This is a genomic window from Nitratireductor arenosus, from assembly GCF_009742725.1.
Classification (GTDB): Bacteria; Pseudomonadota; Alphaproteobacteria; order Rhizobiales; family Rhizobiaceae; genus Mangrovimarina; species Mangrovimarina arenosa.
In genome coordinates, this window is record NZ_WPHG01000001.1 from 803,736 (window position 1) to 817,033 (window position 13,298).

General features: G+C 64.2%; 13 protein-coding genes. 2 read left to right on the plus strand and 11 right to left on the minus strand.

The genetic code is table 11. The features are described 5' to 3' along the window. Window positions 1–68: 68 nt before the first annotated feature. A complete protein-coding gene (locus GN330_RS03820; RefSeq protein ID WP_156711935.1) occupies window positions 69–1,259 on the plus strand; it encodes a vWA domain-containing protein in 1,191 nt (396 codons plus the stop codon). A gap of 60 nt (window positions 1,260–1,319) precedes the next feature. On the opposite strand, the gene GN330_RS03825 is transcribed toward GN330_RS03820, so the two are convergent. The 6 genes from GN330_RS03825 to GN330_RS03850 form a co-directional block, all read right to left on the minus strand. After that, window positions 1,320–2,039: a helix-turn-helix transcriptional regulator gene (locus GN330_RS03825; protein ID WP_156711318.1), complete on the minus strand. Its 720-nt coding sequence runs from the start codon at window positions 2,037–2,039 to the stop codon at window positions 1,320–1,322. Between the two features lie 307 nt (window positions 2,040–2,346). Continuing rightward, window positions 2,347–2,721: a VOC family protein gene (locus GN330_RS03830; protein ID WP_156711319.1), complete on the minus strand. Its 375-nt coding sequence runs from the start codon at window positions 2,719–2,721 to the stop codon at window positions 2,347–2,349. A gap of 53 nt (window positions 2,722–2,774) precedes the next feature. Further along, window positions 2,775–3,386, minus strand: a complete 612-nt coding sequence (locus GN330_RS03835; RefSeq protein ID WP_156711320.1) for a DJ-1/PfpI family protein — start codon at window positions 3,384–3,386, stop codon at window positions 2,775–2,777. Between the two features lie 36 nt (window positions 3,387–3,422). Continuing rightward, a complete protein-coding gene (locus GN330_RS03840) occupies window positions 3,423–3,614 on the minus strand; it encodes a hypothetical protein (RefSeq protein WP_156711321.1) in 192 nt (63 codons plus the stop codon). Window positions 3,615–3,715: 101 nt separating this feature from the next. Further along, window positions 3,716–4,504 carry an SDR family NAD(P)-dependent oxidoreductase gene (locus GN330_RS03845; protein WP_156711322.1) on the minus strand — a complete coding sequence of 263 codons (789 nt, stop codon included), beginning with the start codon at window positions 4,502–4,504 and terminating at the stop codon, window positions 3,716–3,718. A gap of 85 nt (window positions 4,505–4,589) precedes the next feature. Then, a complete protein-coding gene (locus GN330_RS03850) occupies window positions 4,590–6,497 on the minus strand; it encodes an AMP-binding protein (protein ID WP_156711323.1) in 1,908 nt (635 codons plus the stop codon). A 185-nt stretch (window positions 6,498–6,682) separates the two neighbouring features. Between GN330_RS03850 and GN330_RS23385 the strand changes: the two genes are divergently transcribed. Beyond that, window positions 6,683–6,844, plus strand: coding sequence for a hypothetical protein (locus tag GN330_RS23385; protein ID WP_197435024.1), 162 nt, complete (start codon window positions 6,683–6,685; stop codon window positions 6,842–6,844). Here GN330_RS23385 and GN330_RS03855 read toward each other — a convergent pair. The 5 genes from GN330_RS03855 to gap all read right to left on the minus strand — a co-directional run bounded on the left by GN330_RS03855 (window position 6,791) and on the right by gap (window position 13,148). Then, complete coding sequence (locus GN330_RS03855) at window positions 6,791–7,576, minus strand: SGNH/GDSL hydrolase family protein (RefSeq protein WP_156711324.1); 786 nt, start codon at window positions 7,574–7,576, stop codon at window positions 6,791–6,793. The genes GN330_RS23385 and GN330_RS03855 overlap by 54 nt on opposite strands. A gap of 135 nt (window positions 7,577–7,711) precedes the next feature. After that, a complete protein-coding gene (locus GN330_RS03860) occupies window positions 7,712–8,623 on the minus strand; it encodes a fructose bisphosphate aldolase (RefSeq protein ID WP_156711325.1) in 912 nt (303 codons plus the stop codon). A gap of 169 nt (window positions 8,624–8,792) precedes the next feature. Next, window positions 8,793–9,995, minus strand: a complete 1,203-nt coding sequence (locus tag GN330_RS03865; RefSeq protein WP_156711326.1) for a phosphoglycerate kinase — start codon at window positions 9,993–9,995, stop codon at window positions 8,793–8,795. 75 nt (window positions 9,996–10,070) lie between these two features. After that, complete coding sequence (locus GN330_RS03870; protein ID WP_156711327.1) at window positions 10,071–11,966, minus strand: potassium/proton antiporter; 1,896 nt, start codon at window positions 11,964–11,966, stop codon at window positions 10,071–10,073. Window positions 11,967–12,137: 171 nt separating this feature from the next. Beyond that, entirely contained in the window at window positions 12,138–13,148 is a 1,011-nt protein-coding gene (gene gap, locus GN330_RS03875) for a type I glyceraldehyde-3-phosphate dehydrogenase (protein WP_156711328.1), read from the minus strand. Window positions 13,149–13,298: the final 150 nt, after the last annotated feature.

Below are 13,298 nucleotides of genomic sequence, written 5' to 3' on the forward strand. Positions count from 1 at the left end.
GTCCGAAGAAGGCGCCTTCGGCACGTTTGCGGGCTGACAACACGGTCAAGGCACACTATTTTCACGCCATGTTCATCCCCTTTTTCCTCGAATTGAAAGCCGCGCGCGTGCCGGTCTCGCTGCGCGAATATCTCACCCTTCTGGAGGGCATGGACGCCCGTCTCGTCGACTACGATGTCGAAGGGTTTTATTACCTGGCCCGCGCGACACTGGTGAAGGACGAGCGCCATATCGACCGCTTCGACAAGGTGTTTTCACATGTCTTCAAGGGCGTCGAGGCGGTCTCGGGCGAAGGCGCGGTCGATGTCGCAAACATCCCCGAGGAATGGCTGCACAGGCTCGCCGAAAAGCATCTGACAGAAGAGGAAAGGAAGCTGGTCGAGGCGATGGGGGGCTTCGACAAGCTGATGGAAACGCTGAAAAAGCGGCTGGCGGAGCAGACGGGCCGCCACCAGGGCGGCTCGAAATGGATCGGCACCGCCGGCACGTCGCCGTTCGGCGCCTATGGTTACAATCCCGAGGGCGTCAGGATCGGCCAGCACGAATCGCGCCACCGCCGCGCGGTCAAGGTCTGGGACAAGCGCGAATTCAGGAATTTCGACGATTCGGTCGAGATCGGCACGCGCAACATCAAGGTGGCGCTCAAGCGGCTCAGGCGCTGGGTACGCGAGGGCGCCGACGAAGAACTCGACCTTCCCGGCACGATCCACGCCACCGCCGAGCACGGCTATCTCGACGTCCAGACCCGGCCGGAACGCCGCAACGCGGTCAAGCTGTTGATGTTTTTCGACGCGGGCGGTTCGATGGACGACCACATCAAGGTGGTCGAGGAATTGTTTTCGGCCGCGCGCGCCGAATTCCGCCAGCTCGAATATTTCTACTTCCACAACTGCCTCTACGAGGGCGTGTGGAAGGACAATCGCCGCCGTCATTCCCAAGTGTTGCCCACCCACGACGTGCTCAACAAATACGGTCATGACTACAAGGTGATCTTCGTCGGCGACGCCTCGATGAGCCCCTATGAAATCGCCTATCCGGGCGGCTCAGTGGAGCATTGGAACGAGGAAGCCGGGATCGTGTGGTTGCAGCGTGTGCTCAACCAATGGCCGAATGCCGTCTGGATCAACCCGGTTACGCAGAAGCACTGGGGCTTCACGCATTCGATCCAGATGATCCGCGAGATCTTTTCCGAGCGCATGTATCCGCTGACGCTCGCCGGGTTGGAATCCGCGACGAGGGAGCTCTCGCGCAAACACTGATCGTCCGGCAGCGGCCCCCGTCGGGGATCTTCCAATGCGACGCTCAGGTCCATGGAACGCTCAGGCCGGCTTCTTCTCGTCGATGCTGCGCGGCATCCCCTCGCGCACCTCGATGGTGCGGTAGAAATCGGCAAGCTGTTTGCCGCGCTCGGGCTTGAAAGTGCGGCCGCCGGCGTTAAGGCTCGCGATTCGGTCGATGCGGAAAGCCCTGAAATCACCGCGCATCTCGCACCATGCGACAAGCGTCCATACCTTGCCCCAGAACCACAGACCGAGCGGACGCACGTCGCGCATGGTGCCGCGGCCGGCCTCGTCGCGATAATCCAGCGTCAGCACCGAACGCGCCTCGATCGCGCGCTCGACCACGTCGATTGATTCGCGGTCGTTCTGGCTCACCACGTAGAGCGGTGCGTGAATTTCGGTGCGTGCGATACGTTCGCGCTCATTATCGGGCAGCACCGCGCCGATCTTGACCAGAGCCTCCTCGGCCGAGCGCGCCATGGCCGCTCCGCCGAAGGCGCGCACCATGCGCGCCCCGGCGACAAGCGCCACGATTTCGTCGCGCGTGAACATCAGCGGCGGCAGTTCATAGCCCGACCGCATGATGTAGCCGACACCAGCTTCGCCATCGATGGGCACACCGGTCGACTGCAGGTCGGCGATGTCGCGGTAAATCGTACGTTCGGACACTTCAAGCCACTCTCCCAGCATGCGGGCGGTGACAAGCCGGCCACCGCGCAAATGTTGGACGATCTGGAACAGGCGGTCGGCACGTCTCATGCGGGCAGGCCCTCTTGGCTGCAGCGTCCGCCGATAGGACAGAACCCTGAGCCGGGCCGCCTCATCGCGAACGTCTTCATCTCGATCACGCGCCGCAATGACGCGACCTTACCGATCGGAGCCCCCCGTTCCGGCGCGTCATACGCGATCCCGGCAACGGCAGGCCGATGATAGCCGGGATCGGCCGGTCCTGTCACCTGCGCGCCGGACGCGATCACCGACCCTAGGGAACCGGCCTCGCATGCGACTATCCTGACCACTCGATCGAAACCGCCCATGCGATCCGCCGCCATTCCTCGATTGTTGCCTAGGCGCAAAAAATGCCGATGCTGTTGCCGTCGGGATCGAGACAATAAGCGAAACGGCCGGCCGGAATGTCGATCACCGGCGACACCACCGTACCGCCATTGTCGGCGACACGCTTGAGCGCGTCCTCGAGCGGCGCCGCGGCAGCCAGATGGATCGTGTTTCCGCTGCCCGAGGCGGCGGGCTTGCCCGGATAGAGATGGCCGGCAACCGCGCTCTGCTGTTTCGACACGAATACCGCCACCGGGTTGGGGCCGTCGTTCTGGTCGGCCGGCATATTGTCCAGAACCGCGCCGTAAAAAGCCTTGGCACGATCCATGTCTGTAACCGGGATTTCAGCCCACACCACGGCGTTTTCGGGGACAAAGCTTGTCATGGTCTTTCCTTTCGGTTGGGGGAGAATGCCACGTTCCTCCTGACAACATCATGTCAGGAGAGCGGGGCCATGTGATCGTCGCCATGCAGATGTTCGCGTGCGAATATCGCCCGCATGGCGGCGAGTTGTTCATGGGCCTGTGGATAGAGCGCCCCGAGCATGGCGAGCGCGAAACTCGCCGGCGCCGCGCCGGGCGCCGACACGATTTTGCCATGCGCCACCGCAAGCGGCACATCCTGATAAAGTTCCTCGCCGGGATAATGAGGCAGATGATCGGCGATCCAGACCCGGCCATTGCTGGTGTGGCGGTGGCCTTCGAAAAGTCCGGCGCGCGCCAGAGCCAGCGTGCCGCCACAAATGCCGCCGACCACTCCGTCTCCTCGGGCAACGGCGGTCATGAGCGCGCGGAGATCGGGAGCGTCTGCGTCCATCCAGCGGTCCGAACCGACGATGACGAGCGCGTCGAGTCCTTGCGCGTCGGCTTGGTCGAGCCCGCGCTCGCAGCAAACGCGAAAGCCCGAGATCGAACGCACGGCCTTACCGCCGGGGCTCATCGCGACCGCGCTGGCGCCGAACCACTCGACCGCCGAAGCCGCCAGCAGCCCGTACTCCCAGTCGGCAAAGCGCTCGACGAACACGAAGCCGATCGTCTTTTCGCCGCTCATGCCGCCCTCACCCGCACCGTCCGGTTTCGCCTGCCGTCAGAACCGGGACGGTCCATCGCCGTCGTGGCGGATGAAATCGGCGAGCGGGATGTCGAGCCAGCCGATATCCTTGCGGATATGCTGCGGCAATGCAGCGATCAGACGCGTCGTGCGGGCACGATCGCGCATGGCGCGCCAGCGGTTCGCATAGTGGCCGACCCTGTGGACGAGTGCGTTGGAGATGGACATGGCGTGCCTCCGTCGAGTGTTCGATGGAGGTATGATCGCACAGGGCTGCTGACAGCCTAGCGTCAGGATCCTCTAGGCGACCGCCGGGTCGGCACGGCCGGTCAGTCGGAGGCGACCGGCACCGTATAGTTGAGCGGCAACCGCCCGCCATCGGCGTAGAGCGTCTGCCCGGTGATGTAGCTGGCGTCGTCGGATACCAGGAAGGCGGCGACCGAAGCGATTTCGGACGGCTCGCCGATCCGGCCGAGCGGCGTGCGCGACAAAATACGGTTCCTTGCCGCCGGATCGGCGTTCACGCTGGAAAGCATATCGGTCATGATCGAACCCGGTCCGATCGCGTTGACGCGGATGCCGTAGGGCGCAAGCGACAACGCCATCACCTTGGTAAGCTGGTTCACGCCGCCCTTGGATACCGAATAAGGCACCTGATTGGCGATCGCGAACACCGCGTTGATGGACGACATGTTGACGATCGCGCCAGGAGCGCCGCCGCTCTTGACCTTGTCCACCATGTGGCGCGCGACGGCCTGTCCGACGAGGAAGGAGCCTTTCAAATTCACGTCAAGCACGCGATCGAAATCCTCTTCGCTGAGGTCGAGGAAGTCGGCGCCGTGGGCGATGCCGGCATTATTGATCAGGATGTCTATGTCGCCGAACCCGTCGATCGCCGCGGCGACCAGATTGTGCACGTCGAGCCGCTTGCCGACATCGGATTTCACGAAGCGAACCCCGCCGAGCGGCGACAGGTCCTTTTCCGCCTTTTCGCCCTTTTCGGGATCGATGTCGGCGATCACCACTTTTGCCTTTTCACGCAGGAAGCGCTCGGCGATGGCGTAGCCGATTCCCCCGGCGGCGCCGGTCACGATCGCGATTTTCCCGTCAAGCGGCATGATGCGCTCCTTGCAATTCGTCAGCCGGCCTTATAATCGCCGACACCGCGCCCGGCCAGAGGCCCGCACGACCGGACGCGTCCAGTCAAATGCCGATGCCACGCTCGTTGAGCGCTGCGGTGATTTCGTCGAGGATCGCGGGATCGTCGATCGTGGCCGGCATCATCCAGGCCTGCCTGTCGGCAATCTTTTGCATCGTGCCGCGCAGGATCTTGCCCGAACGTGTCTTCGGCAGCCTCTTCACGACGACCACCGACTTGAACGCGGCGACCGGACCGACCCTGTCGCGCACCAGCCTGACGACCTCGCTTTCGATATCGCCCGCCCCGCGCGCGACACCAGAGTTGAGGACGACGAAACCACACGGCACTTGGCCCTTCATCGCATCCGCGATGCCGATCACCGCGCATTCGGCGACGTCGGGATGTTCGGCTACCACTTCCTCCATGCCGCCGGTGGACAGCCGGTGACCGGCGACATTGATGATGTCGTCGGTGCGCGCCATGATGAACAGATAGCCATCCTCGTCGATATAACCGGCGTCGGCCGTCTTGTAGTAACCGGGAAACTCATCGAGATAGGCGCTTCTGAAACGATCGTCCGCGTTCCACAGCGTCGGCAGGCAACCGGGCGGCAGCGGCAGCTTGACCACCACATTGCCGAGCGTGCCGGCTTCCAACTCGTGGCCGGCATCGTCGAGCACGCGCATGTCGTAGCCCGGCATCGGCACGGCCGGAGACCCATATTTGACCGGCAATTGCCCGAGTCCGATCGGGTTGTTGGAGATCGGCGCCCCGGTTTCGGTCTGCCACCAATGATCGATCACCGGCACGCCAAGCTTCTGCTCGGCCCATTTGATGGTTTCGGGATCGGCTCGTTCGCCGGCCAGAAACAGCGTGCGGAACTTCGACAGATCGTATTTGCCGACATGTTCGCCCTTCGGATCCTGTCCCTTGATCGCCCTGAAGGCGGTCGGCGCGGTAAACAGCGCAACGACGCCATGCTCGGCGATGACGCGCCAGAACGTGCCGGCGTCCGGCGTACCCACCGGCTTGCCTTCGAAGAGCACCGTCGTGCAGCCATGCAGGAGCGGTGCATAGACGATGTAGGAATGACCGACCACCCAGCCGACATCCGAGGCCGCCCAGAACACCTCCCCCGGCTCGATGCCGTATTCATGGCCCATCGACCATTCCAGCATGACCATGTGGCCGCCATTGTCGCGCACCACCCCCTTGGGCTGGCCGGTCGTGCCGGACGTGTAGAGCACGTAGAGCGGATCGGCTGCCGCCAGTTCGACGCAGGGCACCGTGCGCCCCGATGCCTTGGCCGCGGCAACCGCGTCGGCGAAATCGACATCGCGCCCTTCGACAAGCGCGCAGCCCTGCTCGGGTCGCTGCAGCACGATGCAGCGCTCCACCGTGTGACGCGCCATCGCGATCGCGCCGTCGAGCAGCGGTTTGTAGGCCACGATGCGCCCCGGCTCGACGCCGCAGGAGGCCGAAACGATCAGCCTCGGCTGCGAATCCTCGATGCGGGTCGCCAGTTCCTTCGCCGCGAAGCCGCCGAACACCACGGAATGGACGGCGCCCAGCCGCGCACAGGCGAGCATGGCGAAAACCGCCTCGGGCACCATCGGCATATAGATGATGACGCGGTCGCCCTTCTTCACGCCCTGGTCGGCGATGACGGCGGCGAGCGCCTCCACCTCGGCCTTCAGTTCGCCGTATGTGAAGGTTTTTTTCCGGCCGGTGATCGGGCTGTCATAGATCAGCGCGGCCTGGTCGGCGCGCCCGCCCGCGACGTGCCGGTCGACGGCGTTGTAACAGGTGTTGCAGGTGGCGTCCGGGAACCACTGGCCGTAGACGCCGGCCTCGGCGTCGAAAATCCTGTCCGGCGCCGAAAACCAATCGATCGCCGCGGCCGCATCGGCCCAGAAGCCGTCCGGATCCTGTTTCCAGCCTGCATAGACCGCGTGATAGCGCGAAGCCATTGTTCACCTCCCGATCGAGCCACGCCCGTTTGCCGACTTTTAGCCGGGCCCCGCCGCTCGCGTCCATTTGACTATGATCTAACAGCGTGTGGACGCGTCACGATGGCGCGGGCTTTGACATGGTGCCTTGATACTGGTCAAAGGTCGAGACAAGCGCCGCACCGACAGCGCGTCGCGGAGGTCCGATGACGAAAATCCTCTCGCTGGTGATCGTGTTGATGATGGTGGTTCAGCTCATCAAGCCGCTCGGCCTGCCCGGCCTACGCCACCGCCGCGATTTCTGGAAGCTGGCGCTACTGGCGCTGGCCGCGATCTCGCTCACCGTCGCGCTGAGCCACGGCCGCTGAGGCTGCGACTTCTGCCTCGGTAAGCGCGATCAGCGGCAGGAGATGATCGGCCCATGCTTGGTAACCCGCCACAGAGGCGTGGAAACCGTCGCGCGAGAACCCGGCGGACGGATCGACGACCGGCAGCGGTGCCGCCGGCACCGCGCCGCGCTCGAGACACAGTTCCGTTCCCACACGGTTGATCGCGTTGGCCCGGATTTCCAGGATGCGTCCGAGCAAAGCTGGCAGCGCGGGAACCAGCGTCATGTCGATCACCGGCGACCACACGATCCGCGCCAGCGGCCATTTCGCCTTGACGGCGTAGAGTAGGCCGCCGAACTCCTTCTTGAAACGCAAAACGGAATGAAAGTTCTTGGTGTCGTTGGTACCCACCGAGAGCACGATATGGGTCCAGGGCTCAGGCGCAAGGTTCGGCACGACATGGTCGCGCAACTGGCCCGAGGTCGCGGAATTGAAGCCGGCCGCACGCCAGGCGACCGGCCGGCCGGTGTCGCGGTTGAGCGCGTGAGCCAGCCGCGCGGCCAGCCCTTTCTCGCTGTCGTCGATGCCGACCGAAGCCGCCGAGGAATCACCGAGCACCAGAAGCCGTACCGGCTCGCCGCGCCCGGCAAGCGTGTGCAGCATCGGCCCCTCCGGCGGCGTCAAACGTTCCGTCCGACGCCTGACCGCGAGCCCTTGCCAGACATAGATTGGAAAGGCGAGCCAGGAAAGCAGGGGCAGCAAACGTGACATGGCGCGGGTCCGTTGGGTCTCGCATCCCGAATAGTGCGCCGCGGCCAAAAGAAAAAGCCCGAACGCTGTCGTCCGGACTTTTCAGGTGTTTGCCTTTTCATTTGGAACCCGGCGCGTTCCCCGCGGCGCTGAACGTCAGTTGCTGCGCGACGCCTCGAAGATGCTGTCGATCGCCGAAGCCAGCGCCGCGTCGAACTCGGCATCGCTCTGGCGCACGGAAAGCCCCTCCGTCAGGGCGCGCGAAAAGCTGGCGATCATGCCCGTGTTCTGCGCCAGCTTTTCATTCGCTTCCTCGCGCGAATAGCCGCCGGACAGCGCCACCACCCGCATGATGCGCGGATCGTCGATCAGCGACTCGTAGAGGTTCGCCTTCGTCGGCAGTGTCAGCTTGAGCATGACCTGCTTGCCCGCCGGCACGCTGTCGAGATGCTTGCGGATTTCCGACAGCAGAATCTCCTCTGCTTGCGCCTTGTCCGCGATCGAGATCGTGACCTCGGGTTCGATGATCGGCACAAGGCCATGGCCCAGGATCTGTCTGGCGACCTCGAATTGCTGGGCAACGATCGCCGCGATACCGTCGGCATTGGCCGCGTCGATAACCGACCGCATCTTGGTGCCGAAGACTCCTTTCGCGACGGCGCGTTCCAAAAGCGCGTCGAGGTTCGGCATCGGCTTCATAAGCTTGACCCCGTCCTTCTCATCGGCAAGGCCCTTGTCGACCTTCAGGAACGGAACGACGCTGCGCTTTTCCCAGAGATACTGAGCGGTCGGCGTACCGTCGATGTCGCGGTCCATCGTTTGCTCGAACAGGATCGCACCCATCACCTTGTCGCCGGTGAAGGCGGGCGACTTGATGATCCTGGCGCGCATCTGGTGAATGAGGTCGAACATCTCGGCATCGCTCGACCAGGCCCCCTCATCGATCCCGTAGAGCTTGAGCGCCTTCGGCGTGGAGCCGCCCGACTGATCGAGCGCCGCGATGAAGCCGTCCTTGTTCTCGGCCTGTGCGGCCATGGCCTGCACGTTGTCTTTCAGACGCTCACTCATTATCCGTCTCATCCTGTCTCTTCAACTGGATTGGCGCTCTAGCAGAGCGGGCGCGGAAACGGAACTGTGCCGTCAGCGCTTTGAATCGATTGAAAGAATTTCAATCGGTTTAGCCCGCCGGCATTTTGCCTCAGCCTTAACGCGCCGTCGTACCCGCCCTGGCGGCGGGTCAACCGCTCTTCTTGAGCGCGTCCACCCCCGGCAGCACCTTGCCTTCCATCCATTCCAAGAAGGCGCCGCCGGCGGTCGAGACATAGGTGAAAGCGTCGGCCACCCCGGCATGGTTGAGGGCCGCAACCGTATCGCCGCCACCGGCCACCGAGATCAGCCGACCGTCGACGGTCTGCGCCGCGGCGAATTTGGCGGCCGCCACGGTGGCGGCGTCGAACGGCGCGATCTCGAACGCGCCCAGCGGTCCGTTCCACACCAGCGTCGCAGCACGGTCGATGCGGTCGGTCACCGTCTCGACCGTCTTCGGACCGACATCGAGGATCATCGCATCGGCCGGCACCGAATCGATAGCGACGGTTTCGTTGTCCGCGCCCGCCTTGAATTCGCGCGCCACCACCGCGTCGACCGGCAACACGATCGCGCAGCCCGCCGAAGCGGCTTCGGTCATGATCTGCTTGGCCGTTTGGGCAAGGTCGTGTTCGCACAAGGATTTACCGACCTGCGTGCCGCGCGCGGCCAAAAACGTGTTAGCCATGCCCCCGCCGATCACCAGCGCGTCGACCTTGCCGACCAGATTCATCAACAGGTCGATCTTGGTCGAGACCTTGGCCCCGCCGACGATCGCCACAACCGGCCGGGCGGGATCGCCGAGCCCCTGTTCGAGCGCAACCAGCTCGGCCTGCATGGTTCGCCCGGCATAGGCCGGCAGCATATGCGCGAGCCCCTCCGTGGAAGCGTGGGCGCGGTGCGCGGCCGAAAAGGCGTCGTTGACGAAAAGATCGCCGTTTTCGGCCAGCGCCGCAACGAATCCGGGTTCGTTGGCCTCTTCGCCCTTGTGGAACCGCGTGTTCTCCAGAACCAGAATATCGCCGGCGGCCATCGCGTTCACCGCCGCCGCCGCGACCGGGCCGATGCAGTCGGCCGCGAAATGAACCCGACGGTCCAGCACCGCTTCGGTCGCGGTCGCGATCGGCGCAAGCGACAGGGCCGGCTCCGGACCGTTCTTGGGCCGGCCGAAATGCGCCAGCAAAATCACCTTCGCGCCCCGGTCCGACAGCTCGATGAGTGTCGGCGCAACACGCTCGATACGCGTGATATCGCCAACCTTGCCGTCCTTCATCGGCACGTTGAGGTCGACGCGCACAAGCACCCGCTTGCCCGAAACGTCGCCGATGTCATCGAGTGTCTTGAAAGCCGGCATCGCCGCGATTCTCCCGTGCAGAAATCGCGCCGGACCATAACGATTGCCGGCCCGGGCGCAAGCTGCCCGGCCGTCTTATTGCGGCAAACCCATTTGTGGCGGTTCGTCGTCCTTGCCGGACGTGTCCTTCCGTGGCTTGTCCGCCGCCCGCAACCGCTTTTCACGGCGTCGCTGACGCCAGGACCGCACGGCCTCCACCAGGCGATCGTGGATCTCACCCGCGCTCAGGAAAACCGGAATTTTCGGTGCTTCGAGATGCGGCTCGAAGGAAAGCCCGACCTCGGCGATCCTCGCTTTGTCGTCGACGTCGCGCACGATCAACTCGACCGAACCGATCGTGACCCGGTCGGCATATTCGGCCTTGCCGCCGAGCCGCTCCACCATCAGTTCCACGATCGGCTTTGCCGCGTCGGTTTCCGACAGGCCGAGACCGTAGGCCGCGTCGAGATCGGCGGCGGGCCGCGTCGCGTCGATGGCGAACGCACCGAAGAAGTCGGCATCCTCCGGGTCGAGTTCGGCCCGGCTTGCAAACAGCCGGTCGAGCAGCCTCGGATAACGGTCGGAGACGAAGATGTAGACGTGGTCCTCAGCCTCCAGCCGGCCGGCATACTGATAGGTCATCGAACGCCCGTCGCGCACCACCAGCGAGGGCCGCGCCCAGCGCGGTATGCGTACGCCGGTCGCGACCGGGCTGCCGGCGACGACGCGATAGGCGAGCAGTTCGTGGTGGGCCGCGCCGGGCAGTTCGAGTTCGACCTTGTCGAGCGGCCCAATCCGTGGTGGCACCACGAGGCCGAGCCGGCGGGCCAGCGGCCCGATCGTCCAACCCTGCACGATCAGCGAGACAAGCACGATGATGAAGGCGGCATTGAAGATGATGCCGCCGACAGCGAGATTCTCCAGCAGCGGCGTCAGCGCGAGCAGGATGGAGACCGCGCCGCGCAGGCCCACCCAGGACACAAAGGCCGTCTCGGCGCGGGTGAAGCGGAACGGCGCCAGGCATAGCCACACAGCGATCGGGCGCGCCACGAAGATCAGGAACAGGCCGAGCGCGACCGCCGGCAGCGCGATGGCGGGGAATTGCGACGGCGTGGCGAAAAGCCCGAGCACCAGAAACATGATGATCTGCGCCAGCCAGGTAAGCCCATCCTGGAACTGCTTCAGATGCGCGGCCGAGCGCACGCCGGAATTGCCGGCGATCAGTCCGGCCACGTAGACCGCAAGGAACCCTGAACCGCCGATCGCACCGGCGAGGCCGAACAGAAGCAACGACAAGGTTATGGTGAAGATCGGCAGCAGACCGCGATCGAGCTTCAGCCGCTCCACCAGCCGCGCGATCACGAAGCCGCCGGTGACGCCGGCAGCAAGGCCGAGCCCCATCTGGACGGCGAATCCGGTCAGAATATCGACGAACAGCACTTCGGCCTTCGGATCGCTGCCAGTGGCGATCAGCGTGACGAAGGTGATGGTCAGGAAGATGGCGATCGGATCGTTCGAGCCCGATTCGACCTCCAGCGTGGAGCGGACCCGGTCGCGGATGTTGAGATTGCCGGCCCTGAGCAGGAAAAATACCGCCGCCGCGTCGGTGGAAGCCACGGCCGCCCCGAGCAGAAAGGATTCCATCCAGCCGAGCCCGGTGAGATAACGGGCTGCGACGCCGAAAAGCGCCGTCGTCAGCGCCACGCCAAATGTGGCCAAGGACAGCGCCGGGCCCGCCGCCTGGCGAAACGAGGCCAGCCGGGTGCCGAAGCCCGAATCGAACAGGATCACCGCCAGCGCCAGCGAACCGACGAAATAGGCGACCGGGGCGTTGTCGAAAAAAATCCCGAGACCATCGACGCCGGCGACAAGACCTATGCCCAGGAAAAGAAGCAGCAGCGGCGCGCCAAAGCGGAAAGCAATGAGGCTGGAAAAGGCGGCGGCGAGGATCAGCGCCGTACCGACCAGAACCACCACATAAATGCCTTCCATACGCCCGCTCCGCTCGACCTCCCGGATAACTTCAGCGCACAGAGTGCGGCGAAGGCGGGGAAGGACGCAAGCCGCAAGTCGGTTTTTTCAAGGCGCGCGAACGAATTACGCAAAAAAAACGCCCGGGCAAGCCCGGGCGCCGATCGGCTTGTCTGGTGCGACGATGCGCGCTCAGGCCATGGTTTTGGCGAGCGCGACCGTAGTGTCGGCCATGCGGTTGGAGAAACCCCACTCATTGTCGTACCACGACATCACCCGCACCAGATTGCCCTCGACGACCTTGGTCTGGTCGAGCGCAAAGGTGGAGGACGCCGGATTGTGGTTGAGATCGATCGAGACCAGCGGTTCGTTGGTGTAGGCGAGAATGCCCTTCAACGGCCCGTCCGCCGCCGCAACCAGCGCCTGGTTCACCTCCTCTACGGTGACATCGCGCTTGGGAATGAACTTGAAGTCGATCACCGATACATTCGGCGTCGGCACGCGGATCGACACGCCGTCAAGCTTACCCTTGAGCTCGGGCAGCACGAGGCCGACGGCCTTGGCCGCGCCGGTTGATGTCGGGATCATCGACACTGCCGCGGCGCGCGCGCGATAGAGATCCTTGTGCATCGTGTCGAGCGTCGGCTGGTCGCCCGTATAGGCGTGTACCGTCGTCATGAAACCCTTTTCGATGCCGAAAGCGTCGTTGAGCACCTTGGCCACCGGCGCCAGACAGTTGGTGGTGCACGAGGCGTTGGAGATGACGATGTGGTCCTTGGTCAGCTTGTCGTGATTGACGCCGTAGACCACTGTCAGGTCGGCGCCGTCGGCGGGCGCCGATACCACGACCCGTTTCGCGCCAGCGGTCAGATGCGCGGAAGCCTTCTCCTTGGACGCGAAGATACCCGTGCATTCGAGCACGATGTCGACGCCGAGCTCCTTCCAGGGCAGTTTCGACGGGTCGCGTTCCGACGTCACTTTGAAGCTGTCGCTGCCGACCGAGATCGTGTCGCCGGAAACCTTCACCTCGGAGGGGAAACGCCCGTGCACGCTGTCATAGCGCAAAAGATGGGCGTTGGTCTCCACCGGCCCGAGGTCGTTCACAGCCACGACGTCGATATCCTTGCGACCCGATTCGTAGATGGCCCGGACAATGTTCCGGCCGATGCGGCCAAATCCGTTGATGGCGACTTTTACGGTCATCGATATTTCCTTCAGGAGCTCTTGCGCGGAGGGCACGCCGGTGATCGTTCGAACGCCGCCGACCCGGACGGCGCGCAGCGATCGCGCCCAAGGCCTGCGGACGAGGCGCTTCATAGCGGCGGTACGGCAAAGAATCCAGCCGCAACCGCG